The sequence below is a fragment of the Micromonospora sp. NBC_01796 genome (assembly GCF_035917455.1).
GTDB lineage: Bacteria > Actinomycetota > Actinomycetes > Mycobacteriales > Micromonosporaceae > Micromonospora_G.
The window spans coordinates 7253058-7278790 of sequence record NZ_CP109078.1; the positions used below are offsets into that span (position 1 = coordinate 7253058).

Annotated in this window: 28 protein-coding genes and 1 riboswitch; of the genes, 15 read left to right on the forward strand and 13 right to left on the reverse strand. The window is 71.0% G+C overall.

Annotated features, from left to right (window positions below; genetic code table 11):
- Positions 1 to 134 precede the first annotated feature (134 nt).
- On the forward strand, positions 135 to 686 hold the full coding sequence (gene ssuE / locus OIE47_RS32295) for an NADPH-dependent FMN reductase (RefSeq protein ID WP_326558318.1): 552 nt from the start codon (positions 135 to 137) through the stop codon (positions 684 to 686).
- 50 nt (positions 687 to 736) lie between these two features.
- The gene (locus OIE47_RS32300; RefSeq protein WP_326558319.1) at positions 737 to 1906 is read left to right on the forward strand and encodes an LLM class flavin-dependent oxidoreductase; all 1170 of its coding nucleotides are present in this window, start codon (positions 737 to 739) and stop codon (positions 1904 to 1906) included.
- A 79-nt stretch (positions 1907 to 1985) separates the two neighbouring features.
- On the opposite strand, the gene OIE47_RS32305 is transcribed toward OIE47_RS32300, so the two are convergent.
- Complete coding sequence (locus tag OIE47_RS32305; RefSeq protein WP_326558320.1) at positions 1986 to 2756, reverse strand: GNAT family N-acetyltransferase; 771 nt, start codon at positions 2754 to 2756, stop codon at positions 1986 to 1988.
- 350 nt (positions 2757 to 3106) lie between these two features.
- On the opposite strand from OIE47_RS32305, the gene OIE47_RS32310 reads away from it, so the two are divergent.
- The 11 genes from OIE47_RS32310 to OIE47_RS32360 all read left to right on the forward strand — a co-directional run bounded on the left by OIE47_RS32310 (position 3107) and on the right by OIE47_RS32360 (position 10773).
- Positions 3107 to 3748, forward strand: a complete 642-nt coding sequence (locus OIE47_RS32310; protein WP_442792011.1) for a CDP-alcohol phosphatidyltransferase family protein — start codon at positions 3107 to 3109, stop codon at positions 3746 to 3748.
- Positions 3745 to 4674 (forward strand): DUF881 domain-containing protein, encoded by a 930-nt coding sequence (locus OIE47_RS32315; protein WP_326558321.1) that lies wholly within the window; start codon positions 3745 to 3747, stop codon positions 4672 to 4674. The genes OIE47_RS32310 and OIE47_RS32315 overlap by 4 nt, the downstream gene beginning before the upstream one ends.
- A complete protein-coding gene (locus OIE47_RS32320; RefSeq protein WP_121161327.1) occupies positions 4671 to 5003 on the forward strand; it encodes a small basic family protein in 333 nt (110 codons plus the stop codon). Before OIE47_RS32315 ends, OIE47_RS32320 begins: the two co-directional genes overlap by 4 nt.
- 10 nt (positions 5004 to 5013) lie before the next feature.
- Entirely contained in the window at positions 5014 to 6024 is a 1011-nt protein-coding gene (locus OIE47_RS32325) for a DUF881 domain-containing protein (RefSeq protein WP_326558322.1), read from the forward strand.
- Between the two features lie 63 nt (positions 6025 to 6087).
- Positions 6088 to 6468, forward strand: coding sequence for a glycine cleavage system protein GcvH (gene gcvH, locus OIE47_RS32330; RefSeq protein WP_326558323.1), 381 nt, complete (start codon positions 6088 to 6090; stop codon positions 6466 to 6468).
- Between the two features lie 210 nt (positions 6469 to 6678).
- On the forward strand, positions 6679 to 7131 hold the full coding sequence (odhI, locus tag OIE47_RS32335; protein ID WP_121161321.1) for an oxoglutarate dehydrogenase inhibitor Odhl: 453 nt from the start codon (positions 6679 to 6681) through the stop codon (positions 7129 to 7131).
- 56 nt (positions 7132 to 7187) lie between these two features.
- The gene (gene ftsR / locus OIE47_RS32340) at positions 7188 to 7895 is read left to right on the forward strand and encodes a transcriptional regulator FtsR (RefSeq protein ID WP_326563300.1); all 708 of its coding nucleotides are present in this window, start codon (positions 7188 to 7190) and stop codon (positions 7893 to 7895) included.
- Positions 7896 to 8107: 212 nt separating this feature from the next.
- Positions 8108 to 8572: a bifunctional nuclease family protein gene (locus tag OIE47_RS32345; protein WP_326558324.1), complete on the forward strand. Its 465-nt coding sequence runs from the start codon at positions 8108 to 8110 to the stop codon at positions 8570 to 8572.
- Positions 8573 to 8758: 186 nt separating this feature from the next.
- Entirely contained in the window at positions 8759 to 9358 is a 600-nt protein-coding gene (locus tag OIE47_RS32350; RefSeq protein WP_326558325.1) for a MerR family transcriptional regulator, read from the forward strand.
- An 84-nt stretch (positions 9359 to 9442) separates the two neighbouring features.
- Complete coding sequence (locus tag OIE47_RS32355; RefSeq protein WP_326558326.1) at positions 9443 to 10117, forward strand: SanA/YdcF family protein; 675 nt, start codon at positions 9443 to 9445, stop codon at positions 10115 to 10117.
- A gap of 179 nt (positions 10118 to 10296) precedes the next feature.
- Positions 10297 to 10773 (forward strand): group I truncated hemoglobin, encoded by a 477-nt coding sequence (locus OIE47_RS32360; RefSeq protein WP_326558327.1) that lies wholly within the window; start codon positions 10297 to 10299, stop codon positions 10771 to 10773.
- A 55-nt stretch (positions 10774 to 10828) separates the two neighbouring features.
- On the opposite strand, the gene mgrA is transcribed toward OIE47_RS32360, so the two are convergent.
- Both mgrA and OIE47_RS32370 read right to left on the reverse strand, forming a co-directional pair.
- A complete protein-coding gene (gene mgrA / locus OIE47_RS32365) occupies positions 10829 to 11830 on the reverse strand; it encodes an L-glyceraldehyde 3-phosphate reductase (RefSeq protein WP_326558328.1) in 1002 nt (333 codons plus the stop codon).
- Between the two features lie 51 nt (positions 11831 to 11881).
- Positions 11882 to 12328: a winged helix-turn-helix transcriptional regulator gene (locus OIE47_RS32370; RefSeq protein WP_442792012.1), complete on the reverse strand. Its 447-nt coding sequence runs from the start codon at positions 12326 to 12328 to the stop codon at positions 11882 to 11884.
- 246 nt (positions 12329 to 12574) lie between these two features.
- Positions 12575 to 12671: riboswitch (glycine riboswitch) on the forward strand.
- Between the two features lie 76 nt (positions 12672 to 12747).
- On the opposite strand from OIE47_RS32370, the gene gcvP reads away from it, so the two are divergent.
- A complete protein-coding gene (gcvP, locus tag OIE47_RS32375) occupies positions 12748 to 15570 on the forward strand; it encodes an aminomethyl-transferring glycine dehydrogenase (protein ID WP_326558330.1) in 2823 nt (940 codons plus the stop codon).
- 154 nt (positions 15571 to 15724) lie between these two features.
- Here gcvP and OIE47_RS32380 read toward each other — a convergent pair whose 3' ends face one another.
- Positions 15725 to 15925, reverse strand: coding sequence for a DUF5999 family protein (locus OIE47_RS32380; protein ID WP_326563301.1), 201 nt, complete (start codon positions 15923 to 15925; stop codon positions 15725 to 15727).
- 123 nt (positions 15926 to 16048) lie between these two features.
- Between OIE47_RS32380 and OIE47_RS32385 the strand changes: the two genes are divergently transcribed.
- The gene (locus OIE47_RS32385) at positions 16049 to 17287 is read left to right on the forward strand and encodes a chorismate-binding protein (protein WP_442792013.1); all 1239 of its coding nucleotides are present in this window, start codon (positions 16049 to 16051) and stop codon (positions 17285 to 17287) included.
- Positions 17288 to 17315: 28 nt separating this feature from the next.
- On the opposite strand, the gene OIE47_RS32390 is transcribed toward OIE47_RS32385, so the two are convergent.
- The 9 genes from OIE47_RS32390 to OIE47_RS32430 all read right to left on the reverse strand — a co-directional run bounded on the left by OIE47_RS32390 (position 17316) and on the right by OIE47_RS32430 (position 25681).
- On the reverse strand, positions 17316 to 18200 hold the full coding sequence (locus OIE47_RS32390) for a nitroreductase/quinone reductase family protein (protein WP_326558332.1): 885 nt from the start codon (positions 18198 to 18200) through the stop codon (positions 17316 to 17318).
- 346 nt (positions 18201 to 18546) lie between these two features.
- Positions 18547 to 19572 carry a cation diffusion facilitator family transporter gene (locus OIE47_RS32395; RefSeq protein WP_326558333.1) on the reverse strand — a complete coding sequence of 342 codons (1026 nt, stop codon included), beginning with the start codon at positions 19570 to 19572 and terminating at the stop codon, positions 18547 to 18549.
- Between the two features lie 142 nt (positions 19573 to 19714).
- A complete protein-coding gene (locus tag OIE47_RS32400; RefSeq protein ID WP_326558334.1) occupies positions 19715 to 20752 on the reverse strand; it encodes an aldo/keto reductase in 1038 nt (345 codons plus the stop codon).
- A 23-nt stretch (positions 20753 to 20775) separates the two neighbouring features.
- Positions 20776 to 22125, reverse strand: a complete 1350-nt coding sequence (locus tag OIE47_RS32405; RefSeq protein WP_326558335.1) for an LLM class flavin-dependent oxidoreductase — start codon at positions 22123 to 22125, stop codon at positions 20776 to 20778.
- A 22-nt stretch (positions 22126 to 22147) separates the two neighbouring features.
- Positions 22148 to 22885 (reverse strand): ABC transporter ATP-binding protein, encoded by a 738-nt coding sequence (locus OIE47_RS32410; protein WP_442792014.1) that lies wholly within the window; start codon positions 22883 to 22885, stop codon positions 22148 to 22150.
- Complete coding sequence (locus tag OIE47_RS32415; protein ID WP_326558336.1) at positions 22861 to 23727, reverse strand: ABC transporter permease; 867 nt, start codon at positions 23725 to 23727, stop codon at positions 22861 to 22863. Before OIE47_RS32415 ends, OIE47_RS32410 begins: the two co-directional genes overlap by 25 nt.
- Before the next feature lie 4 nt (positions 23728 to 23731).
- The gene (locus OIE47_RS32420; RefSeq protein ID WP_326558337.1) at positions 23732 to 24799 is read right to left on the reverse strand and encodes an ABC transporter substrate-binding protein; all 1068 of its coding nucleotides are present in this window, start codon (positions 24797 to 24799) and stop codon (positions 23732 to 23734) included.
- Positions 24796 to 25311 (reverse strand): flavin reductase family protein, encoded by a 516-nt coding sequence (locus OIE47_RS32425; protein ID WP_326558338.1) that lies wholly within the window; start codon positions 25309 to 25311, stop codon positions 24796 to 24798. Before OIE47_RS32425 ends, OIE47_RS32420 begins: the two co-directional genes overlap by 4 nt.
- 250 nt (positions 25312 to 25561) lie before the next feature.
- Positions 25562 to 25681 (reverse strand): putative leader peptide, encoded by a 120-nt coding sequence (locus OIE47_RS32430; RefSeq protein ID WP_326558339.1) that lies wholly within the window; start codon positions 25679 to 25681, stop codon positions 25562 to 25564.
- Positions 25682 to 25733: the final 52 nt, after the last annotated feature.

Consider the following 25733-nt stretch of genomic DNA (forward strand, 5'->3'; position numbering starts at 1 on the left):
ACTTGATCAACTTGGCGGAAAGGTCTACTCAACCGATAGGAATTATAGATAAGCTGCGGAAGATCCACCCTCCGGCGCCGCCACCCGGCGTCCCGCTACCGGCACGGTGTGCTGTCACGACCCGAGGAGAGCGCATGCCCACCATCCTCGCCATCTCCGGTTCGCCGTCGGCCACCTCGCGTACCGAGCGGCTGGTCGAACTGCTCGCCGGGCGCCTCGCCGGCGGCGGGCACCAGGTCCGCGCCCTGTCGATCCGGGACGTGCCGCCGGACGCGCTGCTCGGCGCCGACCCGGCCCACCCGGCGATCGTCGCGGTGGCGGACGCACTCGCCGCCGCCGACGGCCTGCTGGTCGCCACCCCGGTCTACAAGGCGTCCTACAGCGGCGCCCTGAAGGCACTGCTCGACCTGCTGCCGCAGTACGCCCTCGCCGGCAAGGTGGTGCTGCCGCTGGCCACCGGCGGGACCCTCGCCCACGTACTGGCGATCGACTACGCGATGCGACCGGTGCTCAACGCCATGGGCGCGGCGCACATCGTGCCCGGTTACTTCCTGCTGGACCAGCTGATCCTGACCGGGGCCGACGGCGCGACGGTGGTCGAGGCGACGGCCGCCCCGGCGCTGCACGCGGTGGTGGACACCTTCGCCGCCGCCCTGGCGCCCCGCGCGCTGCCGATCGCGGCCTGAGCCCGGACCTTCCGTACCGAGACGCCCCACCCGGATCGAAAGAGAGCACCATGGCCCTGACCTTCCACTGGTTCCTACCCACCTACGGCGACAGCCGCGACATCGTCGGCGGCGGGCACGGGCTGGCCGCGGGTACGGCCGGCGGCGCCCGGCCGGCGACGGTCGCCTACCTCGGGCAGATCGCCCGCACCGCGGAACAACTCGGCTTCGAGGGCGCCCTCACCCCGACCGGTGCCTGGTGCGAGGACGCCTGGCTGGCCACCGCGATGCTGTCGGAGGTCACCGAGCGGCTCAAGTTCCTGGTCGCGTTCCGCCCCGGCATGCTCTCGCCCACGCTCGCCGCCCAGATGGCCTCCACCTTCCAGCGCCTGTCCAACGGGCGGCTGCTGCTCAACGTGGTCACCGGCGGCGAGAGCCACGAGCAGCGGGCGTACGGCGACTTCCTCGACAAGGACGCCCGCTACGCCCGTACGGACGAGTTCCTGCACGTGGTGCGGGCGCTGTGGCGCGGTGAGACGGTGACCCACGACGGCCCGCACGTACGCGTCGAGCAGGCGAAGCTCGGCCGTCTGCCGGACCCGGTCCCACCGATCTACTTCGGTGGGTCGTCGAAGGCGGCCGGCCCGGTCGCGGTGGCACACTCCGATGTCTACCTCACCTGGGGCGAGCCGCCGGCACAGGTGGCCGAGAAGCTGGCCTGGATCCGTGGCCTCGCCGCCGAGGCCGGGCGGGAACTCCGCTTCGGTATCCGGTTGCACGTGATCGCCCGGGACACCTCCGAGCAGGCCTGGGCGCAGGCCCAGCGGCTGCTCGACGGCATTCCGGAGGCGGACATCAAGGCGGTCCAGGCCGGGTTGGCGCGCAGCGAGTCCGAGGGGCAGCGCCGGATGATCGCCCTGCACGGCGGCTCGCGGGACGGGCTGGAGATCGCCCCCAACCTCTGGGCCGGTGTGGGTCTGGTCCGGGGCGGCGCCGGTACGGCGCTGGTCGGCAGCCACACCGAGATCGCCGACCGGATCGCGGAGTACCACGCCCTCGGCATCACCGAGTTCATCCTCTCCGGGCATCCGCACGTGGAGGAGGCGTACTGGTTCGGTGAGGGTGTGCTGCCGATCCTGCGTCAGCGCGGCCTGTGGCGGCACCCGGTGGGGGAGCCGGAGCCGGTCGCCGCGGCGGTGCCGTTCGCCGCCCCCGAGCCGGCTACCAGCTCGCCGAGATGACCGTCGTGCACGGTGGTGACCCGTCGGCGCGGGTCACCACCGTGGCACCACCCTGCCGACGCCGAGCGGGGGAGCGGGGTCACGAGGTGAGGATCGTCCAGTTCTCCGCCACCCGGAAGCCCATGTCCCGGTACAGTCCGACGCCCATCGGGCTGGCGTGCAGGAATGCTGTCCGTGCTCCCGCCGAGTACGCCTCCCGCAGCACCTCGGCGGTCGCCGCCCGGCCGTAGCCGCGTCGCCGGTGCTCCGGCGGTACGGCGATGTTGAACACCCCCACGTGGTCGTCCACCACGACGCCGAACGCCGAGGCGACCGGTACGCCGTCCACCTCGGCGACGTACCCACGCATCGCGGAGTGGTCGAGCACGGCGGGCGAGCTGAGGACCGCGAAGATCTCCGGTGGACCTTCGTAGCCGGCCGCCATCACCGTCTGATAGAGCTCGCTGTCGGTGCCTGTCAGCCCGCGTACCCGTGGTGCGTCGGTCTTCGGGAGCTGCGCGTCGACGGTGGTGAGGGCTTTGGTCATGAAGGGCAACGTCGTCCGCTTGGTCAGCCCGTGTTCGGTGGCGGTCCGTTCGATCCCCGGGATGGGCTCGTCGCCGCGGGTCTGGATGCTCCAGGCGACCGGCGTCAACTTCGGGGAGGTGGCGAAGGCCGCGATCTCCTCGACGTCGGGCTCCCGGTTGATGCTGATCACGCCGTTCAGCAGGGACATCGGTGCACCGGTGATGAGTTCGGAGGTGCCGTGGGCGCCCATCCGGTAGAAGCCGTTCGGCTGGGTGACCGAGAACATGGCAAGGGACGCCATCCACGCCTCGACGGCGATGTCCACCGGATCGGTTGTTTCCACCCCCGAATCCTACAAATGGACCGCCCACCCCGGCCCGGGCCCGCTGTCAGGTGAAGGGCGGTCCGATCCGGTCATTCCACTAGCGTCCTAGGATGCGTTACAGGTTGTGTCACTCGTCACCCGACAACGACCCGCCTCGGCACCCGCAGCCCGCCAGCAGGGGGCGGATATAGTGACACCGCAAATCAGCAGCCCCGGACGTCCGCTCATCGGCGGGCCACGGCGACTGTGCCAGGAGCCGGCATGATCACGAGGCCACCGCGAGGGGCCCGTGAGCACCGGCCGGAGCGCGCACGGTCCCGGAACGACCCGCCTCAGCGGGCGCCGGACCAGCCGCAGAGGGAGGTTCGGTGTCGCGTCGGCCGGCGCGGGCAGACGACGCCCAGCCAACCGGGGGCACCGCCGCCCAGTCCGAGGACGCGGCGACCCGGGTGCTCACCATTCCCAACCTGATCAGCTTCGCCCGCCTGCTCGGCGTACCCCTCTTCCTCTATCTGTTGCTGGGACCGCACGCGGACGTCGCCGCCCTGGTGGTCCTCGCCGTCGGTGGAACCACCGACTGGGTCGACGGGTACGTCGCCCGCCGGCTGCGCCAGGTCAGCCGGCTGGGGGAGTTGCTCGACCCGACCGCCGACCGGCTCTACATCCTGGCCACCCTGGCCGGGTTCACCGCCCGCGAGATCGTGCCGTGGGAGTTCACCGCCGCGCTGCTCGCCCGTGAGCTGCTGCTCTTCGGTTCCCTGCTGGTCCTGCGCCGGTACGGGTACGGTCCACCGCCGGTGCACTACCTCGGCAAGACCGCCACGTTCATCCTGCTGGCCGCGTTCCCGACGCTGCTGCTCGCCGACGCGGTGCCGGGCGCGGCGACGGCGGCCGGCGCGATCGGGTGGGGCCTGGCCTGGTGGGGTCTGGTGCTCTACTGGGCCGCCGGGGTGTTCTACCTGATCCAGGCTGCCCGGCTGATCCGTACGGCTCGCCGGGAGGCCGGATGAGCGCCGGGCGCGGACCGGAACGCACCTACGCCCCCGACTTCCTGACCGAGCTGTTCCAGAATCCGCTCGATCCCGGTTACTCGGATGCGGCGTTGAGTCGGCGTGCGGGTCGCGGGCCGACCGGATGGCGGCGGTCCACGATCCGGGTGGTGACGGTGATCACCCTGGCCGCGCTCGGCTTCCTGCTGGCGATCGCGTACCGGCAGACGATCGAGGGGGAGCCGGGGCGGGCCCAGGCGCGGGCGGGGCTGGTGGCGCAGATCAAGCAGCGGGAGAGCGAGGCTGACCAGCTGACCCGTCGGGCGGACGAGTTGCGCGAGGACGTGAACCGGCAGCGGGACGCGGCGCTGTCGGGGAGTGACGCGGCCCGGTTGCGTGATCTGGAGGCGGCGACGGGTCTGGGTCGGGTCAAGGGTGATGGTGTCGTGGTTCGGGTCGCCGACGGGCCGTCGGAGGCGGATGCGGTGACCGGGGCTGGCGGTACTAACCTCGGCAAGGTGTTGGACCGGGATCTTCAGGACATCGCGAATGCCCTGTGGAGCGCTGGCGCGGAAGCGGTTTCGATCAATGGTCAGCGGCTTACCGCGACGTCGACGATCCGGGCTGCCGGTGGTGCGATCCTGGTCGACTTCCGGCCGGTGACCGGGCCGTACGAGGTGTCGGCGATCGGCCCGGGTCAGTTGGAGCGCCGGTTCCGGGACAGCGACGCGGCGAACCTGTTGCGTCAGGTCGCGGCGGAGCATGGCATGTCGTTCGGTGTGCGTGGGGCCGATGATCTGACCCTGCCGGCGGCCAGTGAACCCCAACTGCGGTACGCGGTTCCCTCCGTGTCGCCGTCGCCGTCGCCTTCCGGGGCGGCGCGTTCCACCAGTCCGGCGTCGCCTGGCGCCGGGTCATCCCTCAGCCCCTCCGGAGGCGGCCGATGATCCCCGTACTCGCGTTGCTCGCCGGCGTGGTGCTCGGCGTGGTGCTGGACCCGACGGTGCCGGCGGCGTTGCTGCCGTATCTGCCGATCGCGGTGGTCGCGGCGCTGGACGCGGTGTTCGGTGGGGTACGGGCGAAGCTCGACGGGATCTTCGACGACAAGCAGTTCGTGATCTCGTTCATCTCGAACGTGCTGGTCGCGGGTGTGATCGTTTACCTGGGTGACCAGCTCGGTGTGGGTGGTCAGTTGTCCACGGGTGTCGTGGTGGTGCTCGGTGTCCGGATCTTCGGCAATGTGGCGGCGATTCGTCGGCACCTGTTCCGGGCGTAGGTTTGCGGCGATGAGCGACGAGCAGCGGCAGTCCGGGTCCGAGCCCGACGCGTCCCCGGGCGGGTCGGGGCCGGTGGAGAGGCCGTCGACGGGCGGCGTGGATCCGGGAGCGTCGGCGGTGTCCGATGCGGTGGGCCGGTCGGAGTCGTTGCCGGATGTGGGCGACGGGGTCGGTGACGGGCCGACGGTGGACCTGGGCGCGGCGCGCCGGTCGGTGGTCGGCGGGGATGATTCGGCCGGGGTCGACGAGCCGGGTGCCGTGGCTGAGGCGCCGGAGGGTCGTCAGGAGCCGGTCGCCGGGGGTGCTCCGGTGCGGGGTCTGTCGTTGCGGTCCCGCTGGAGCGGTGCGAGTGTGATCATCGCGGTGTTGTTGGCTCTGCTCGGGTTCACCCTGGTGGTGCAGTTGAAGACGAATTCGGCGGATCCGGAGCTGGCGGCGACGCGGCAGGAGGACCTGGTGCGGATCCTGTCGGATCTGGAGTCCCAGGAGGAGCGACTGCGTCAGGACATCGCTGGTCTGGAGGACAGTCAGCGGCAGCTTGCCTCGGGTGCGCAGGGGCGGCAGGCGGCGTTGGACGAGGCGACGCGGCGGGCTGACGAGTTGGGCATCCTGGCGGGGACGTTGCCGGCGCGGGGGCCGGGGTTGACTGTGACGTTCTCGGCGGGGTCGGAGTCGATCGAGGCGGCGACGGTGCTGGACGCGGTGCAGGAGTTGCGGGGTGCGGGCGCGGAGGCGATGCAGATCTCCGGTGGTGGTGCGACGGTACGGATCGTGGCCAGCACTTTCTTCCTGGACGATGATGGCGGTATCGCGGTCAGTGGGCGGAGGTTGGTGGGGCCGTACACGATCACGGTGATCGGTGATCCATCGACGATGCGGACCGCGTTGAACATTCCGGGCGGGGTGGTGGCGTCGGTGAGTGGGGACGGCGGTAACGTGACCGTCCAAGAGCGGGAGGTGGTCGACGTGACGACCCTGAGCGCTCCGCTGGACCTGAAGCACGCGCGCCCGGTCTCCTGACCGGGCGCGGCCGTACCATCCGTGGTGCGGTACCGATCAGAGCGACGACGAAGGACGCGGCTGGTGATTCCTGAGGACCTGCGTTACACGGCCGAGCACGAGTGGGTGGCGGGCGACGGTAGCGGCTCGGTGCGGGTGGGCATTACCCACTTCGCGCAGGACGCTCTTGGTGACATCGTCTATGTTCAGCTTCCGGACGAGGGCGCCACGGTCGAGGCGGGTGAGTCGCTGGGTGAGATCGAGTCGACGAAGAGTGTTTCGGAGATCTACGCCCCGGTGAGTGGCACGGTGGTGGCGCGTAACGCCGATCTCGGCGATACGCCGGAGTTGATCAACAGTGATCCGTACGGTGCGGGTTGGTTGCTGGAGATCGCTCCGGGTGGGCCGGCGGCGGTCGAGGGTCTGTTGACCGCGGCGGCGTACCGGGAATTGACCGAAAGCTGAGTTGGGCGCGCTCGGGCCGGGTTGTGCCCGCGCGTCTGGTTGCCCTGTATTTCGGCGCTGGCTAGGCTCGCTCAGTCGACCGAGAATCCAATAGTTGCGCGTTGTGGAATTGCCTTCCCAGGCACGGGTGAGCCAGCCGCTGGGCTTTACAGCCCGGCGGCCAGACCCGCCACCCCCGACGCCGACCGAACAGATCCGTGAGGTGGTCCCATGACGCGCCCAGACGACGAGTTCCCCCCACTCGACGTCACATCGACGCTCAACCTCGGTGCACTGGACGAAGTGCTGGAGGGACCGGATGCCGATGTTGTGCCGAGCCGGATGTCGGGTTCGTTGCCTCCGGGCATGGCGTTGCTCGTCGTTCGGCGTGGTCCGAATGCCGGGGCCCGGTTCCTCCTGGACCACGACGTGACCACCAGTGGTCGGCATCCTGACAGTGACATCTTCCTCGACGACGTGACGGTGTCGCGTCGGCACGCCGAGTTCCACCGGGACGGGGGTACGTTCACCGTCCGCGATGTGGGGAGTTTGAACGGCACCTACGTCAATCGGGAGCGGGTCGAGGCGGCCACTCTGAGCAATGGCGACGAGGTGCAGATCGGCAAGTTCCGGTTGGTCTTTATCGCCGGTCCGCGCCCGGAGGAGGAGGCCGGCCGGGGGTGAATGAGCGTGCGGCAGCGGCTGCGCCCACGGCTTCGGCCGGCCGGGCCCAGCCGCTGATGAGCATCGGTGAGGTGCTGGCTCAGCTGCGGGTGGAGTTTCCCGACACCACGATTTCCAAGTTGCGGTTCTTGGAGGCGGAGGGTCTGGTTGAGCCGCAACGTACGCCGGCCGGCTACCGGAAGTACAGCTGGGAGGATGTGGCCCGGCTGCGGTTCGTGCTGACCGCGCAGCGGGATCAGTATCTGCCGTTGCGGGTGATCCGGGAGCAGTTGGAGGATCTGGGGCGGGAGCCGGAGACTCCGGGGCGGCAGCGGCCGGCGTTGGTCGCGGTTGGTCCGGCTGGTGAGGTTCCGGGCCGGGACGGTGCTGCCTCGGGGCCGGTGGAGTCGGCGGATGCGCGGGTGACCCGGTCGGATCTGGTGGCGCGTACGGGGATCGATGATGTGACGTTGACCGAGTTGGAGCGGCTGGGGTTGATCGTGTCCCGGCCGCCGGGGTGGTACGACTCGGATGCGTTGGCGATCGCGCAGGCGGTGGCGGGGTTGGCCGCGTACGGGTTGGAGCCGCGTCATCTGCGGGCGTTTCGGACGGCTGCGGACCGCGAGGTGGGTTTGTTCGAGCAGTTGATTGCGCCGTTGGCCCGGCAGAACGATCCGGCGGCGCGGGCTCGGGCGGCGGAGGCGGCGCGGGAGTTGGTCGGGTTGTCGCAGCAGTTGCACGCGGCTCTGGTGCGGGTGGGGTTGCGGTCGATGCTGGGCCGTTGATTCGTGCTCGTGTGGTGGGAAAGATCTGCGGTCGCGGGCGTGCCGTAGGCTTCGCGGGGTAACCCTGTGGGGCGTGCAACGGTGCGGCGGCGCGCGTGGGACGACCGTCTCGCGGCCCGTGTACCGTGCAGGTGAAGGGGCCGGTTGCGGTGGCTGAGGGTTTGGTCGCCGGGTCACGGTGCTGGGGAAGACACAACGACACGGAGGCGGCGGTGCGCGAGCTGAGCGTGGTCGGGGTTCGGGTGGAGCTGCCCAGCAACCAGCCGATCGTCCTGCTCAGGGAGGTCGAGGGTGACCGTTACCTGCCGATCTGGATCGGTGCGGTGGAGGCGACCGCGATCGCGTACGAGCAGCAGGGGGTCAAACCGGCTCGGCCGTTGACCCATGATCTGTTGCGGGACATCCTGGCGGCGCTTGAGGCGCCGTTGCGTGCGGTGGAGATCACCGAGCTGAAGGAGAACGTCTTCTACGCCGACCTGCTGATCGGGGACGGGTTGCGGGTTTCGGCCCGGCCGAGTGACTCGATCGCGTTGGCGTTGCGGGTGGGTGCGCCGATCAGGTGCGCGGAGCAGGTGCTGACCGAGGCCGGGATCGTTATTCCTGATGAGCAGGAGGACGAGGTCGAGAAGTTCCGGGAGTTCCTGGAGCAGGTTCAGCCGGAGGATTTCGCGGGTTGATCGTGCCGGGCCTGTTGGGGTCCGGTCGTACGGTGACGTGCTGGGTGCGGCGTGTGTCGCCTTGTGCGCGGCGTGTCGCGCTGAATCCTGCGGCTGTTCGGTTCGTGGTCGCTATAGGGTTGGCCTTGTCGAGGGGTGCACGTCCCGGAAACGACGTGTCACCGCACTGGCGGGGAGGTTGTCCGGATGCACGAGCCACAGGACCCTGATCCGGGGACATCAGATCATCGCCACACCGACGGCGGCGTGCCTGTCGATCCCTTCGTGGAGGGTGACGGTGCGGTCGGGTACCGCGGGGTGACTGCTTGTTCCGCGGTGGGTATCAGTTACCGGCAGTTGGACTATTGGGCGCGTACCACGTTGGTGGTGCCGAGTATCCGGGACGCGTCCGGGTCCGGTACGCAGCGGCTTTACTCGTTCCGGGATCTGGTGGTGCTCAAGGTGGTCAAGCGGTTGCTTGATGCCGGGGTGTCGTTGCAGAACATCCGGAAGGCGATCGAGGCGTTGCGTTCGCGTGGCGTCGGGGATCTTGCCGGCATCACGTTGATCTCGGATGGCACGACGGTCTACGAGTGCCGTTCCCCGGAGGAGGTCGTCGACCTGCTTCAGGGTGGCCAGGGGGTCTTCGGGATCGCGATCGGTGGTGCGTTCAAGGAGATCCAGGGGTCGTTGTCGCATCTGCCGGCGGAGCCGGCCGGTGGTGTGCAGCCGATCGGTGTGTCGACGGAGCCGGAGGTGTCCGGTGACGAGTTGGCTGCCCGGCGGGCGCGGCGGCGGGCCGGCTGACGGTTTGTTGTTGGTGCCGGCCACACTGTGGTGATGTCGGCTGTCGCGGGTTTCTCCCGTCGGGTTGTTCTTCTTCTGGTTTGGGTGGTCACTCGGCTTCGCCGGTGGTGGCGCCCGTTGTTGGTGTCCGCCGTGGTGCTGGTGTTGCTGGGGGCGTCGGCGGTGGTCGGCAGCGCGATCTGGGTGGACCGGTCGGCGCGGGAGTTCGTGTTCGACGCGGCCGGGGTGCCGGCTGCGCCGGTGGTGTTGGTGCTCGGTGCGCAGGTGGACGCCGATGGGGCCCCGTCGCCGTTCCTGGCGGCCCGGCTGGGGTTGGCGAAGGAGTTGTACGACGCGGGCAAGGCCCGGGTGGTGTTGGTGTCGGGCGATCACCGCGAGTGGGAGTACGACGAGCCGGGGGCGATGCGTCGGTGGCTGGTTGACCGGGGTGTGCCGGCGTCGCGGGTGGTGCAGGACCATGCGGGTTTCGACACCTATGACTCGTGTCTGCGGGCGTCGCGGATTTTCGGGGTGCGGCAGGTGATCGTGGTGACGCAGAGTTTCCATGTGGAGCGGGCGGTGGCGGTGTGCCGGCAGGTGGGGTTGGACGCGGTGGGGGTGGGGGACGATTCGGTGAGCCGGTTCGGGCGGGCGTGGCGGTGGGGGAGTTTCCGGGAACGGTTCGCGGCGGTGAAGGCGGTGGTGGATGTGGTGAGTCGTCGGGATCCGGTGTTCCTGGGGCCGCGTGAGTCCGGTGTGGACGACGCGTTGCGTGCTTGACCGGTGGGTCAGCGACAGATTCGCTCACCGTTCGGTGATGGGTGCGTGACACTGTGTGTGTTGTGCGCTATCGTCCGACTGCGGTTGTCCTGATGTGACGGTTCCGTGTCGGCGTGTGTTCGTCGGTGCCGGTTGCCGGGTCGGAGTGGCCGCTCAGTCTGCCGCCGGAAGGACATGCCGTGACGGAAACGGAAGCCAACGCGTCGTCGACAAGGGACGCCTCGATCGAGGACACGGTCGAGCTGCCGGAGCAGGCCGTACCGGGTGGTGACGGTGACGGTGACGGGTCGGCGTACGAGCGGATCGGTGGGGCGGTCGCGGTCCAGGCGGCGGTACGGATCTTCTACGAGCGGGTGTTGGCCGAGCCGGACCTCGCCGGTTATTTCGAGACGGTGGACATGGCTGCCCAGCGGCGTCATCTGGGGGCGATGCTGACCGTGCTGCTCGGCGGGCCGGACGCGTACGCCGGTCGTGGTCTGGCGCAGGCGCACCAGGGGCTCGGCATCCCGTCGGCGCACTATGCGCGGGTTGGTGCGCACCTGCTGGCGACGTTGATGTGGTTGGACGTGCCGGCGGATGTCGTGGACCACATCCGGGAGACGTTGGCCCAGGTGGAGTCGCAGGTGGTGCAGTCACGGAGTCGGCCGGCGGGGTGAGTGGGCCGGGGCTGGTGCTGCGTCCGCCGCAGTGGACGCAGCACCAGCGGGCCGGCTACTCCTCCGTGGCGTACGGTTCGATCTCGGCGAGTTCGGCGTCGCTGAGTTCGACGTTGTCGAGGGCGGCGATGTTGTCCTCGAGTTGGGTGACGCTGCTGGCGCCGATGATCAGGCTGGTCATCCGCTTGTCCCGCAGCGCCCAGGCGAGGGCGAGTTGGGCGAGGGTCTGACCGCGGCGGGCGGCGATCTCGTTGAGGGCCCGGACCTTGGTCATGGTGGTGTCGCTGAGGTGGCTCTCGTTGAGGAAGACGCTGGTCGCGACGCGGGAGTCGGCGGGGACCCCGTGCAGGTACCGGTCGGTGAGCAGGCCCTGGGCGAGGGGGCTGAAGGCGATGCACCCGGCGCCGGCCTCCTCCAGGGTGTCGAGCAGGTTGTCCCGCTCGATCCACCGGTTCACCATCGAGTACGACGGTTGGTGCAGGACCAGTGGGGTGCCGAGGTCACGCAGGATCGCGGCGGCTTTCGCGGTCTGCTCGGAGTTGTAGTTGGAGATGCCGACGTACTGGGCCTTGCCGGCGCGTACGACGGCGTCGAGGGCGCCCATCGTCTCCTCGAGCGGGGTGTCCGGGTCGGGCCGGTGGTGGTAGAAGATGTCGACGTAGTCCAGGCCCATCCGGCGCAGCGACTGGTCCAGGGACGCGACGAGGTACTTGCGGGAGCCCCATTCGCCGTACGGGCCGGGCCACATGTCGTAGCCGGCCTTGGTGGAGATGACGAGTTCGTCGCGGTAGGGCGCGAAGTCGGTGGCCAGGATCCGGCCGAAGTTCTCCTCGGCGGAGCCGGGCGGTGGGCCGTAGTTGTTGGCCAGGTCGAAGTGGATGACGCCGAGGTCGAAGGCGCGCCGGACGATGTCGCGTTGGCGCTGCCAGGGGCGTTCGTGGCCGAAGTTGTGCCACAGGCCCAGGGAGATCGGGGGTAGGCGCAGGCCGCTTCGGCCGGCGCGGTTGTAGGTCATCGAGTCGTAGCGGCCGGGGGCTGCGGTGTAGGTGACGGTCACGGGCTCCACCCTATTGATCGGCTGCCGTCCGGGGGCGGGGTGGGGCGCGGATCAGCAGCCGGTGGGGTCGTCGAGGGTGCCGGCAGGGTGGTGGGTCCGGTCGTAGGTGGTCCGGGCGGCGGCGATGGTGGCGCGGTGGCGTTCCGCCCACCGGGTGAGGGTGAGCAGGGTGTCGTGCAGTTCGTGGGCGATCTCGGTGGCGGTGTATTCGACCCTGGGTGGCACGGTGGCGTGGACGGTCCGGACAAGCAGCCCGTCGCGTTCGAGGTTGCGCAGGGTGAGGGTGAGCATGCGGCGGCTGATGCCTTCGATGCCGCGTTCGAGTTCGGTGAACCGGACGGGGCCGTGGGCGGCGGCGACGATGATCGCGATGCTCCATTTGCCGCCGACCCGGTCCAGGACGTGACGCACGGTGCAGTCCTCGCCGCGAGCGGGAGCTGACCGTCCGGAAGCGCCGGGGGTGGGTGGTGCCGACCCGTCGGGGGTTCCGGGTGACATGCGACGTCCTCCGTCTGCGGTGATCATGGTCACGTGGGGCGCCGGTAACAGGGCTTGTCCGCTGTGACGAACACTATCGCCGTCGACCCGCACGGCCGGTCCGGCCGTCGAGGTGGTGCCCGATCACGACCCGGACGGGCGTTTTGACCATGTTTCGGGGTCACTGGCGGATGGGGCCGGTGGTGCGCGGGATGTTGCCCGATACCCGCCTGAAACAGACCCGCTGGTAGCGTTGACCATGCCGGTAACACCCACGTGGGAGAGACCGCCCGGCTTGTCGGGGCGGCGCCGAAGGGGCAAATCCTCCCCGGAACCTCTCAGGCAAAAGGACCTCGTGGGCAGGCGACTGTGGAGCGCCCGCCACGCGTGGGTGTGACAGAGGGGGAGGCCGCATCGTCGACCTCGCCCCGGGAGCCGCCATGACCGCAGAGCAGTTCGCCGTACGCCACATCGGCCCGGACGCCGATGGTGAGCGCCGGATGTTGGACACCGTCGGCTACGGCTCGATCGACGAGCTGATGGACGCCGCGATTCCCGAGGTGATCCGCTGGCACGGCACCCTCGACCTGCCGGCCCCGGCGACCGAGGCCGAGGTGATCGCCGAGCTGCGGGAGATCGCGTCCCGCAACACCGTCGCGGTGTCGATGATCGGGCTCGGGTACCACGGCACCCACACCCCGGCGGTGATCCGCCGCAATGTCCTGGAGAGCCCGGCCTGGTACACCGCGTACACGCCGTACCAGCCGGAGATCAGCCAGGGTCGGCTGGAGGCGCTGCTGAACTTCCAGACCATGGTCACCGATCTGACCGGGTTGGCGACCGCGAACGCCTCGATGCTCGACGAGGGGACCGCGGCGGCGGAGGCGATGACGCTCGCCCGCCGCGCGTCCAAGAGCAAGAGCCCGGTGTACGTCGTCGACGCCGACACCCTGCCGCAGACGATCTCGGTGATCGTGACCCGGGCGGAGCCGCTCGGCATCGACGTCCGCATCGTCGACCTGGACGCCGAGGAGTTGCCGGCGGAGTTCTTCGGTCTGCACCTGCAGTACCCGGGTGCGTCCGGTCTGGTCCGTGACCATGCCGCGCTGGTCGAGGCGGCGCACGGTGCCGGGGCGCTGGTCGCGGTCGCCGCGGACCTGCTCGCCCTGACGCTGCTGCGGCCGCCGGGGGAGATCGGCGCCGACATCGCCGCCGGGACGACCCAGCGGTTCGGCGTACCGATGGGCTTCGGTGGGCCGCACGCCGGTTACCTGGCGGTCCGCACCGGCCTGGAGCGGATGCTGCCCGGCCGGTTGGTCGGGGTGTCGCGCGACACCGACGGCAACCCGGCGTACCGGTTGGCGTTGCAGACCCGTGAGCAGCACATCCGGCGGGAGAAGGCGACCAGCAACATCTGCACCGCGCAGGTCCTGCTCGCGGTGATGGCCAGCATGTACGCCGTCTACCACGGTCCGGACGGGTTGCGGGAGATCGCGTCGCGTACGCACCGGTCGGCGGCCCGGCTCGCGGCCGGGCTGCGGGCCGGCGGGGTGTCGACCGAGGGTCCGGCGTTCTTCGACACCGTCACCGCGGTGGTCCCGGGTCGGGCGGCGCAGGTGGTCGCCGACGCCGCGGCGCGTGGGGTGAACCTGCGGCTGGTCGACGCCGACCGGGTCGGGGTGGCGTGCGACGAGACGACCACGGCGGCGCACCTGGGCGCGGTCTGGGCGGCGTTCGGGGTGGTGGAGTTCACCGGTGAGGTCACCGAGGCCCTGCCGGCGGCGTTGCTGCGGACCAGCGACTACCTGACCCACCCGGTGTTCCACCGGCACCGTTCCGAGACCGCGATGCTGCGTTACCTGCGCCGGCTGTCGGACTCCGACTACGCCCTGGACCGGGGCATGATCCCGCTCGGTTCGTGCACGATGAAGCTGAACGCGACCACCGAGATGGAGCCGGTGAGCTGGCCGGAGTTCGCGAACATGCACCCGTTCGCGCCGGCGGAGCAGACCGCCGGGTACCGGGAACTGGTCACCTCCCTGGAGGGGTGGCTGGCCGAGGTGACCGGGTACGACGCGGTCAGCGTGCAGCCGAACGCCGGGTCCCAGGGGGAACTGGCCGGGCTGCTGGCGATCCGGGGTTACCACCGCGAACGCGGGCAGGCGCACCGGGACGTGTGCCTGATCCCGTCGTCGGCGCACGGGACGAACGCGGCCAGCGCGGTGATGGCCGGTATGCGGGTCGTCGTGGTGGCCTGCGACGACAACGGTGACGTGGACCTGGTCGACCTCGACCGGAAGATCGACACGCACCGGGACGCGCTCGCCGCGATCATGGTGACGTACCCGTCGACGCACGGGGTGTACGAGACCGGGATCGCGTCGCTGTGCGCGAAGGTCCACGACGCCGGTGGCCAGGTGTACGTCGACGGGGCGAACCTCAACGCCCTGGTCGGGTTCGCCCGCCCGGGCAAGTTCGGTGCCGACGTGTCGCACCTGAACCTGCACAAGACGTTCTGCATCCCGCACGGCGGCGGTGGCCCGGGTGTCGGCCCGGTCGCGGTCCGCGCGCACCTGTCCCCGTTCCTGCCCGGTGACCCCCTCGACGCTTCGGTCACCGGTACGCCGGTGATCTCGGCGGCCCGGCACGGGTCGGCGGGGATCCTGCCGATTCCGTGGGCGTACCTGCGGATGATGGGTGCCGAGGGGCTGACCCGGGCGACCGGGACGGCGGTCCTCGCGGCGAACTACGTCGCGGCCCGGCTCCGTGCGCACTACCCGGTGCTGTACAGCGGCAACAAGGGCCTGGTGGCGCACGAGTGCATCCTCGACCTGCGGCCGCTGACGAAGGCGACCGGGGTGAGTGTCGACGACGTCGCGAAGCGGCTGATCGACTACGGGTTCCACGCGCCGACGATGTCGTTCCCGGTCGCCGGGACGCTGATGGTGGAGCCGACCGAGAGTGAGGACCTGGCCGAACTCGACCGGTTCTGCGCGGCGATGATCGCGATCCGGGAGGAGATCGACCTGGTCGGTTCGGGGCAGTGGCCGGCGGGCGACAATCCGCTGTCCAACGCCCCGCACACGGCGGCGATGGTCACCGGGGACGAGTGGACGCACCCGTACCCGCGGTCGGTGGCGGCGTACCCGGCCGGGGTGGACCGGGCGGGGAAGTACTGGCCGCCGGTGCGTCGCATCGACGGCGCGTACGGGGACCGGAACCTGGTCTGCGCCTGCCCGCCGCCGGACGCGTTCGAGGACTGAACACGTCCGGGTCGATCAAGGAAATCCGCGCCGATCAAGGACGGAACATCCGGGCCCCGGTCACCTGACCGGGGCGGGGTGGTCGTTGATCGGCGGGGATAGCCTTGATCGGCGGGCTGCACCGCCCACCGGGTTGGTCAAGGCGCGGGTCGACTCAGGCGACCAGTACGTGCCGGGCGGGTCCGCGGTGCGGTGCGATCGTGCTGCCGTCGGGGAGCAGTTCACCGGTGTCCTCGAAGACGATCACACCGTTGCAGAGCAGGCTCCAGCCCTGCTCACGGAAACAGGCGACGACCCGGGCGGCATCCCGGTCGGTTGCCTCGGCGGAGGGACAGGTGGGTTGGTGCTGGCACATCGGGTTCTCCGGACTGTGGGGGTGCTGTGTCATGGTTCACATGACCAGTGACGCACGGTACCAAGCGGAACGGTGCTACATCGAGCAGGGATCGGCACCAACCGGGGAGAATCCACCCAACGGATGATGGAGATTGGGCCACTCGTCGTGGAAACGCTCCCATACGGGGCCGGGGTCACCCCGGCGATGCCATCGGCATACCTCGATTCATTGACTGAGCTCGACCGATTTGAATGGTACGTCGGCCAGCCCGGCGACCCGGCCGAGTTGATCGACGGGTTCCTGACCGGTCACGGGCTCGGCACCGGCGCGCTGCGCCCGTCGACCGGCACCGGTTCCGGGGCCCGCCCCAGACCCGAACCCGGACACCCCGCCGGGGCGGCCCTGTTCGTCTCCGCCGCCGCCGGGGCCGCCATGATCGGCGCCCCGACCGGGCGGCCCAGCCCGGCGGCGGGCGTACCCGACGTGGTCGCGGTCGTCTACACCCGCACCACCCGACGCGCCCCCGAGCCCCCGCCGCCCACGGCGCCGTGGTGGCTCGGGCCGTGGCTGCCGAGCTGGTCCCCGGCCGCCCACGCGGCCGCCGTCGCCGCCGCCCGTGACGCCATCGGCCGCGGTGACATCTACCAGGTCAACGTCGTCGGCCACGCCAGCGCCCGGTACACCGGCGACCCGATCCCCGCCCTGGCCCGACTCGGCCGGCTGCCCGGCGCCCGCTACGGCGGGGTCCTCACCGGCGACACCTGGGCGATCGGCTGCGCCTCCCCGGAGACCCTGATCGAGGTCACCGGGGGACGCCTGGTCACCCGCCCGATCAAGGGCACCCGCCCGGCCACCGGCCCCGGCCGGGTCGAGCTGCTCACCTCGGCCAAGGAACGGGCCGAACACATCATGATCGTCGACCTGGAACGCAACGACCTGGCCCGGGTCGCCGCCACCGGATCGGTCCGGGTCGACGAGCTCTACGCCATCCGCCGGTGGTGCGACCTGTGGCAGGCCGAGTCGACGATCTCCGCCCGCGCCGCCTACGGTCTGCGCCTGGCCGACCTGCTGCGCGCGGTCTGCCCCGGCGGTTCGGTCACCGGCACCCCGAAGGTCTCCGCGCTGGGCCGCATCGCCGACCTCGAACCCGTCGGCCGCGGCGCCGGCATGGGCGGGCTCGGCTGGGTCGGCCCGGACCACATCGACCTCGGGCTGACCATCCGTACCGCGGCCGCCGACGGTGAACGGCTGCACGTCTGGGCCGGCGGCGGGATCACCTGGGACAGCGACCCGGACGCCGAGGTCGCCGAGGCGGCGGCGAAAGCCGGACCGGTCCGCACCGCGCTCACCGGACCGGACCGACCTTCGGGCGGGGCCTGACAACCGACCGGACCCCGCCCGCCGGTCGTCAGCCGCGTTCGGCCGGTACCGCCGCCGGCGCGTCGAGGATCGGGATCAACTGCTCCTCCTCGTACGCCAGGTGCCGTTCCAGTTCGTCGACGAGTCGGTCGACCTCGGCGAGCACCACCGGGGCGGCGACCCCGTCGGCGGAGACCCCGTCGGCGGAGACGACCTGACGCAGGTCCTCGACGAGGGCGGCGATCGTCTCGTGTTCGCGGCGCAGCCGGGCCATCGTCGGGGCGAGCGCCGGGTGGTGCTCGGCGAGGGCGGGGAACATGGCGGTGTCCTCACCGACGTGGTGCAGCCCCAGGCCCTGGCAGACGGTCAGGCAGTTCACCCGCAACTGGGCGCCGAGCCCGGCCCCCGACCCGGCGACCTCGGCACGGATCAGGGCGAGTTCCCGCCGGAACGCGTCGTGGACCAGCCGCAGCGCCGTACCCCAGGACGGTTGCCCGTCGGCGGTGCCGAACCGGGGCGGGCCCGGCACCTGCCGCAGGGCGACCACCGGCAGAACCCGCCCGGTCTGGGCCTGGTAGTCGGCCCACCCGTGGTCGGCCTCGACCGCCCGGGCGAACACCCGGTCCCGTTCGTCGCCGACCAAAACGGTGGCGGTCGCGTCGTAGACGAAAACACCGTCCTCGACCGTGACCCGCGGATCGGCGACCAGGTTGTGGAACCAGGCGGGGTGCTTCGGGCCGCCGCCCGCCGAGCCGATGACCAGGATCCGCTCACCGCCGTCGGGCAGGTAGCCCAGCGGGGTCGTGTGAGCGGCCCCGGACCGGGCGCCGGTAGTAGTCAACAGGATCAGCCGGGCCCCCTCGAAGTAGCCACCGACCCGCCCGCCGTTGGCCCGGAACTCGTCGATGACCTGCTGGTTGAAATCATGTGCCATACGTTGTTGTCTCTCCCGTCCGATGGTGCCCGCGTACGGTGGCGCGGGCACGGTGAGGAACCCGCCACGGTGGGCGGGGCGAAAATGGGCACGGTGCAACCCCGACAGTGGGGGGTGGGAAGTCGCCCGGACAGCCAACGGGGTCGGTGTGGTCACCGACCGGGTCGGGTCACGGGAAATGCGTACGGCAGCGGCCGTTGTCGGTGGCCGTACGGGGGTGATCGGTCGCGCGGAACGCGGGGGTGGCGGGCCTCTCGGCCGCCCGGCGGTCACGCCTGCGCCGGGTGCCCCACTCGGTTGTGGCCCAAGGCCGACCCGGCAGTCATGGCGGGAATCCTAACGGGTGCTACCGGTGGTGGGCCAGTGGTGCGTGCGGGTCACCGGTCCCACGGTGGTCGGGGTCGGCGTGGACCAGCGCGGCACTGAGCCGGGGTACGGCGTGGATCAGGCGGTGCTCGGCCGCCACCGCGATCACGTGCCCCTGCGCCACGGTGAGGTCCCCGTCGATCGTGATCGCACACTCGGCGTGCAGGTGGTGACCGATCCACCGCAGCCGCAGCGTACCGACGTCGGTGACACCGGGAGTGGCGCGCAGGGCCTCCTCGGCGGTGTCGACCAGGGTCGGGTCGACGGCGTCCATCAGCCGCCGGTACACCGCCCGTCCGGCGTCGACGAGCACCACCAGGATCGCGACCGTGATCAGCAACCCGACCGCGGGGTCCGCCCACCACCACCCCATCGCCACACCACCGGCGCCGAGCAGCACCGCGAGCGAGGTGAACCCGTCGGTACGGGCGTGCAGCCCGTCGGCGACCAGGGCGGCCGAACCGATCCGCCGCCCGACCCTGATCCGGTACCGGGCGACGAGTTCGTTGCCGGCGAACCCGATCAGTCCGGCGGCGGCGACGTACGGCAGGTGGTCGATGTGCCGCGGGTCGAGCAGCCGGGCGACGGCCTGGTATCCGGCGAAGACCGCCGACGCGGCGATCGTCGCGACGATCGCGACCCCGGCGAGGTCCTCGGCCCTGCCGTATCCGTAGGTGTAGCGGCGGTTCGCCGCCCGCCGGCCGAGCAGGAACGCCACCCCGAGCGGTACGGCGGTGAGGGCGTCGGCGACGTTGTGCAGGGTGTCGCCGAGCAGGGCCACCGAACCGGACCAGAACACCACCGCGGCCTGCCCGGCGGCGGTCACCCCGAGGACCACCAGGGAGATCCACAGTGCCCGGATGCCGTCGCGGGAGGTGGCCAGCGCCCGGTCGACCTTGTCTGCGGTGTCGTGCGAGTGCGGGGTCAGCAGGTGCCGGACCCGGTGCAGGCGCGTCGGCCCCCGACTGTGGCCGTGATCGTGGCCGTGTGCGTGGTCGTGGCTCATCGTTTCCTCCCGGCCGGCGGGTCACGACGGTGCTCGCCGGTCGGCAGGTTAAGCGCCGCTACCGGTATGCGACAACGCGGTAACCGCGAGTGTTGGGCAACAACCACCGGGTGGCGCGGCCCGGTGGTTGTCGCCACGGCGGTCAGGACACGGGCCGGCGGCGCCGGGTCGGGTCGGCCAGCTCCGGCGGCTGGTAACCGGCGTCGGCCGGATTCAGGGTCGTACCCGGTGCGACGATCTCGTCGATCCGGTCCAACACGTCGTCGGTCAGGGTCACCTTCGCCGCGCCGAGCTGGCTGTCGAGGTGTTCCAGGGTGCGGGGGCCGATGATGGCCGAGGTCACCGCCGGGTGCCGCAGCACGAAACCGATCGCCAGGTGGATCAACGACAGCCCGGCCTGTTCGGCGAGGTCGGCGAGCTGCTCGACCGCGACGAGCTTCGCGGCGTTCGCCGGCAGGGCCGGGTCGAACCGGCCGGGTTGCCGCCCCGCCCGCAACGAGATCGGCTCGGTCAGCCCCCGGTGGTAGCGCCCGGACAACCAGCCCCCGGCCAGCGGACTCCACGGGATCACCGCCAGGCCGTACCGCTGGGCGACCGGCAGCACCTCCCGTTCGACACCACGGGCCAGGATCGAGTACGGCGGCTGTTCGCTGACCACCCGCTCCCGGCCCCGGCGCTGCGCGATCCACTGTCCCTCGACGATCGCCGGCGCCGGGAACGTCGACGTCCCGATGTAGCGGATCTTGCCCTGGTGGACCAGGTCGCTGAGTGCGCCGAGGGTCTCGTCGAAGTCGGTGTCGGGTTCCGGGCGGTGCACCTGGTACAGGTCGATCCAGTCGGTCCGCAGCCGGCGCAGGCTCCGCTCCACCTCCTGGAAGATCCAACGCCGGGAGTTGCCGAAGTGGTTGACGTCCTCACCGACCTGGCCGTGGAACTTCGTCGCCAGGAACACGTCGTCGCGGCGGCCACCGTCGAGGGCCTTGCCGACGATCTCCTCCGATTCGCCCTGGGAGTAGACGTCGGCGGTGTCGACGACGTTGATGCCCTCGTCCAACGCCCGGTGGATGATCCGTACGCCCTCGTCGTGGTCGGGGTTGCCGCGCCGGCCGAAGTTCATCGCACCGAGGGTCAGCGGGCTGACCCGTACCCCGGTGGTGCCGAAGAGGCGGTACTGCGTCATGGTGCTTCTCCTCCTGTTGCGGATCAGGCCGGTACGGCCGCCCGGTCGTCGGCGCGTACGCCCGCGGGGCGGGGCAGTCCGTAGTTGTCCCGCAGCGTCGTCCCGGTGTACTCGGTCCGGAACAGACCACGGTGTTGCAGGATCGGCACCACGTGGTCGACGAACGCGACCAGCCCCGACGGCAGCACCGCCGGCATGATGTTGAACCCGTCCGCGGCACCGTTGTCCCACCAGTGCTCGATCGCGTCGGCGACCTGCTCCGGGGTGCCGGCGAACGTACGGTGTCCGCGCCCCCCACCGAGGCGCCCGATGAGCTGACGGACGGTCAACCGTTCCCGGCGGGCGAGGTTCACCACCAGCGTGTACCGGCTCTTCGCGCCCTCGATCTCGTCCTCGTTGGGCAGGTCGGCGGGAAGTTCGGCGTCCAGGTGCAGGTCCTCCGGCGCCACCCGCAGCCGTTCGGCGAGCTGACGCAGCGCGTACTCGGGTCGGATCAGCTCGTCGAGGTCGGCGTCGAGGCGCCGCGCCTCGGCTTCGGTGGCCCCGATCACCGGCACGATCCCGGGCAGGATCTTCACCGTGTCCGGGTCCCGCTCCAGCGCCCGGGCCCGGGCCTTCAGGTCGGTGTAGAACGCCTGCGCGTCGGCGAGGGTCTGCTGCGCGGTGAAGACCGCCTCGGCGTACCGGGCGGCGAGGGCCTTGCCGTCGTCGGACGAACCGGCCTGGACCAGCAACGGGTGCCCCTGCGGCGACCGGGGCAGGTTCAGCGCCCCGGCGACCCGGAAGTACCGGCCCCGGTGCGCCGGCGGATGCACCCGGGCATCGTCACCCCAGATCCCGGTGGCCTTGTCACCGAGGGGGGCGTCGTCCTGCCAGCTGTCCCACAGTTTGCGGGCCACGTCGATGAACTCGGCGGCGCGGGCGTACCGGTCGGCGTGGGCCGGCAGGTCGTCGAGGTTGAAGTTGCGGGCGGCGTCGGCGCCGGCGGTCGTGACGATGTTCCAGCCGGCCCGGCCGCCGCTGATGTGGTCGACCGAGGCGAACCGGCGGGCCAGGTTGTACGGCTCGTTGTACGTCGTCGACGCGGTCGCGATCAGCCCGATGTGGGTGGTGACCCCGGCCAGGGCGGTGAGCAGCACCGTCGGTTCCAACGCGCCCGCCGGACGGCGGCCGATGCTGTTCCACAGCACCGGGGAGTCGGCGAGGAACAACGAGTCGAGTTTGCCGCGTTCGGCGGTCCGGGCCAGGTGCTGGTAGTGGGCGACGTCGGTGTGCGCGAACGGGTCGCTCTCCGGCAGCCGCCAGGCGGCCTCGTGGTGCCCGACGCTCATCAGGAACGCGTTCAGGTGCAGCTTCCCGGGTCGACCGGTCATGGGACGGCTCCTCCGTGGGGGATCAGATGGCGGCGTCGGGGACGCCGAGGGCGGCGAGCAGCAGTTCCCGGTACTCCTGGAACCGCGGGTCGCGTGACGTACGCGGGGTCGGCAGGTCCAGGTCGACGTCGACGGTGAAGACCCCGTCGTCGATCACCACCACCCGGTCGGCGAGCAGGACCGCCTCGTCGACGTCGTGGGTGACCAGCAGCACCGCCGGCCGGTGCCGGGCACACAGGTCACGCAGCAGACCGTGCATCCGGATCCGGGTGAGTGCGTCGAGGGCGCCGAACGGTTCGTCGGCCAGCAGCAGTTCCGGCTCGGTGACCAGGGACCGGGCCAACGCCACCCGCTGCTGTTCGCCACCGGAGAGCTGGTTGGGCCAGGCTCGTTCCCGGCCGGCGAGCCCGACCTCGGCCAACGCGGCGCGGGCCCGGGCGTGCCGGTCCGGGCCACGCAACCCGAGTACGACGTTGTCGATCACCCGACGCCACGGCAGCAGCCGGGAGTCCTGGAACACCACCGACACCTGCCGGGGGATCCGCAGGTCACCGTCACCGGCGACGTCGTGGTCGAGCCCGGCCAGAGCCCGCAGCAGGGTGCTCTTCCCGGAGCCGCTGCGCCCGAGCAGGGCCACGAACTGTCCGGGGGCGATGTCCAGGTCGAGGCCGTCCAGTACGGTCCGGGTCCCGAACCGGCGGACCAGCCCGGTGACCCGTACGGCCGGGTCGGTGGTCAGCTCGTCAGCGTACGGCGCCACGACAGCACCCTCCGTTCGGTGAGCCGCAGGGCGGCGTCGGAGAAGAACCCGAACAGCCCGTACACCGCCAACCCGACGACGATGATCTCCGTCTGGGCGTAGTTCTGGGCCTGGTACATCAGGTAGCCGATGCCGCTGGTGGCGTTGATCTGTTCCAGCACGATCAGGGACAGCCACGACCCGGTCACACCGAGCCGCAGACCGATGAAGAACCCGGGCAGGGCACCGGGGACGACCACGTGCCGCAGGAACTGCCACCGGCTGTAGCCCTGCACCTGCGCCAGCTCGACGAACCGGCTGTCGATGCCGGTGAGCGCGGCGTGGGTCTGGACGTACATGGTGACCGCGACCCCGAGCGCGATCACGACGATCTTGAACGTTTCGCCGATGCCGAGCCAGAGGATCAGCAGCGGGATCAGGCCGAGCGACGGGATCGCCCGTTTGATCTGGACCGGCCCGTCGATGACCGCCTCCCCGATCCGGCTGAGTCCGGCGGCGACCGCCAGGGTCACCCCGGCGACCGCCCCGAACAGGAACCCGAGGGCGGCACGCTGCAACGACGTCGCGACACTGTCCTGCAGCTTCCCGCTCTCGATCAGATCGGCGGCGGTGGCGACCACGGTCCACGGCGCGGACAGGATCCGCGGGTCGAGGACCGCGGTGGCGGAGGCGAGCACCCAGACCGCGAGCAGCAGCACCGGGCCGATCGCCCGCCCGTACGGAATGGGTCGGCCCGGACCCAGACGCCGGCGGCGCACCGGCGGCGCCGCGACGGTCACGGTCGTGGGGGAGTGCGGCGAGGAAACGGTACGGGCAACCGTCGCCGGGTACGTGTCGGTCATGGCCTCACTCCCGGTAGGCGGCGGCGACGGACCGCGCCGCGATCGGTTCGAACCGGCGGTCGAACAACTCCGCGGCGGACGCGGTCGGCACGAAACCGCCCTGCGCCATCAGGTCGATCGTCTCCTGCTCCCATCCGATGGCCTTGTCCCAGTTGGTGGGGAAGACGGGACGGTCGTCGACGGCGACGATCCGCCGGCCGTCCTCGGCGGTGACGCCCTGGTCCTTGACGTAGAAGTGGTCGATCCAGGCGTCGGGGTTCTCGTACGCCCACGTCTTCGCCCTGGCCCAGAGGGGAATGAAGGCGGCGACGGCGGCGGCCCTGGCCGGGTCGGTCAGCACCGACGTCGGCGCCCACAGGATCGTCAGGTAGTCCAGTGCGGTGATCTCGACCGCCCGGGCCCCGTCGGTGCCGTACTGGCGCAGGTACTTCGTCAGGGTCGGTTCACCCAGCGGTGCCGCGTCGACCTGCCGGGCCTGCAGGGCGGTGAGGAACTGCGGGCTGTTGAGCGGGACCAGGGTGACGTCGTCGGTGCCCAGGCCGAGTTGCTTGAGCGTACGCAGCACCACCACACCCTGCGCCTGCCCCTGGGAGAATCCGATCTTCTTCCCACGCAGGTCGGACAGCCCGCCGATCGCCGCACCCGGTGCGGTGGCGAGCTGGTAGTTCGGTTTCGTCCGCGCCTGCACCGCGACGATCTTCGCGTCGAACCCGATCGCCCGCGCCTGGATCGGTGGGATGCCCGCGTTCGAGGCCAGGTCGATCGAGTTGGCCCGGAAACCCTGGATGACGTCCGGACCGGCGCTGATGTTCGGCCAGTCCCGGACGACGAACGGCAGGTCGTCGAGGAGCCCGGCGGCCTGCAGTTGCAGGTGCGAGGTGTGGATGGCGATCGTCAACGCGGTGTCGGGCGGCACGGTGCTCGGCAGCGGGTCACCGAGCCCGAGCGCGCCCCGAGCCGGTGCGTCGGCAACGCACCCGGTCAGCCCCAGGGCAGCCGCGCCGACGATCGAGGACAGCACCGTACGCCGCCGCAACGGGGTGCCGTACGCGTCGAACGGAAGCCCGGTCATCGGGTTTCCCGCAGACCGGCGTACGCGCCCTGGTGGTACAGCAGGGGTGCCCCGTCGTCACCGTGGCTGCCGGTGAGCGGCTGGGCGAGTACGATGCTGTGGTCACCGGCGGTGAGCCGGTCGACGACCCGGCAGACCAGCCAGGTGAGCACCCCGTGCAGCAGCGGCACACCGTGCGGGCCGGGCTGCCAGCCGGGGTGGGCGGCGAACCGGTCGATGCCGCTGACGGCGAAGGTCCGCGCCACGTCCTGCTGCGTCTCGGCGAGCAGGTGCACGGCGACGTACCCGGCCCGGGACACCGTCGGCCAGGACGACGAGCCCCGGTCGAGGCAGAACGACACCAGCGGCGGTTCCAGGGACACGGACGTGAACGAGGTGGCGGTGAAACCGGCGGCGGGCAGGCCGGCGTCCGGGTCCGCCGGCGCGGTCACCACGGTGACCGTCGCCGCCTGCCGGCGCAGCAACGCCCGGAACTGGCCGGTGCCGACCGGGTCGAGCTCGGTGATCGTCATCTTCTCCTCCTCGGGGGTGGAGCACGCGGGGTCGTCCCGCCGCGGCGGGCGCGGTGGATCACGCGGACGGCGGTCGTACAGTGGCGCGCCGCGGGGCCACACCCGCGCCTGGCGACATCGGTGTCGGGCGCGTGGCGTGGTGGAAGGGGTCCCGTTGTTCGTGGGCGGGTCGGCGCTGATCCCGACGCCCGAACCGGGGTGATGGGGGAGGGGCGGGGCTGGGCCGTCGTGGGGCCGCGCCGCGCGAGGGTCAGCGCGGACAGAGGGCGCTGGCGTGCCGGACCAGGTCGACGTGCACGCGAGCGACGAGCAGGAGTACGTGTCGCTGTCGCATGCAGACCATGCTCCAGCTCCCACCGAAAATGGTCAACGCACCGACCAGATGTTGAGAACCGAAGAGATGAAGAGTCGTAAAACATGCT